Origin of the sequence: Ramlibacter sp. WS9 (assembly GCF_003797765.1) — a bacterium.
Taxonomy (GTDB): domain Bacteria; phylum Pseudomonadota; class Gammaproteobacteria; order Burkholderiales; family Burkholderiaceae_C; genus Ramlibacter.
On record NZ_RKMB01000087.1, the window covers coordinates 1 to 1,081 of the forward strand.

The 1,081-nt window shown below is 63.5% G+C and carries 1 protein-coding gene; it reads left to right on the top strand.

The annotated features are described in order from the left end of the window. Positions 1-172 precede the first annotated feature (172 nt). Positions 173-1,081 (top strand): RNA repair transcriptional activator RtcR family protein (locus tag EEB15_RS33030; RefSeq protein WP_141514233.1); only part of this gene is annotated, 909 nt, incomplete at its 3' end.

The following is a 1,081-nucleotide window of genomic DNA, read 5'->3' on the forward strand; positions in this document are numbered from 1 at the left end:
ATATAGCGAGCGGCGTGCCAGGTTTTTATGGATGAGACTGTTTCTTGCTTAACTGTTTGATTTTAAAGGTGAATAAATTTTTTATTGCGCTTCGTCGGCGAATTCGATGGAGAGATGCCTGGCTATTTCTATATATTTTCATATCGATCTTTATCTTGAAGGATAAGCAGTGATGAAACGCACGGTCGCCATCGGCTTCATCGGCGCCACCCTCGACCGTCTCGGCAAGGGCGCGGCGCGCTGGCAAAAGTGGCGGCCGAGCATCGGCCTGTGCCAGCAGCCGGACCTGCTGATCGACCGCCTCGAACTGATCCACGGCAACGACGCCCGCGACCTCGGCCTGGCCGAGCGGATTCGCGCCGACATCGCCGCGGTGTCGCCGCATACCGAGGTCCGCCTGCAGCAGATGGAACTGCGCAACCCCTGGGACTTCGAGGAGGTCTATGGCGCCCTGCACGATTTCGTCAGCGCCTACCCCTTCGACACCGAGCGCGAGGACTACCTGGTGCATATCACCACCGGGACCCATGTCGCGCAGATCTGCTGGTTCCTCCTTACCGAGGCGCGCTACCTGCCGGCCCGGCTGGTGCAGACCTCGCCGTCGCGGCGCAAGGACGAGGCGCGCCATCCCGAGGGCTCGGCGACGCTGATCGACCTCGACCTGTCCCGCTACGACCGCATCGCCTCGCGGTTCCGCCGCGAACAGGAGGAAAGCCTGGCTTTTCTCAAGTCGGGAATCGCCACGCGCAATGCCGCTTTCAACCGCTCCATCGAGCAGATCGAGCGGGTCGCCGTGCGTTCGCGGGCACCCATGCTGCTGGTGGGGCCGACCGGTGCCGGCAAATCGTTCCTCGCCCGGCGCATCTATGAACTCAAGCGCAGCCGGCACCAGCTCGACGGGCGTTTCGTCGAGGTCAACTGCGCCACCTTGCGCGGCGACGGCGCGATGTCGGCACTGTTCGGTCACGTCAAGGGCGCCTTCACCGGCGCGCAGAATGCGCGCGAAGGCCTGCTGCGCGCAGCCGACGGTGGCATGCTGTTCCTCGACGAGATCGGCGAGCTGGGCGCCGACGAACAGGCG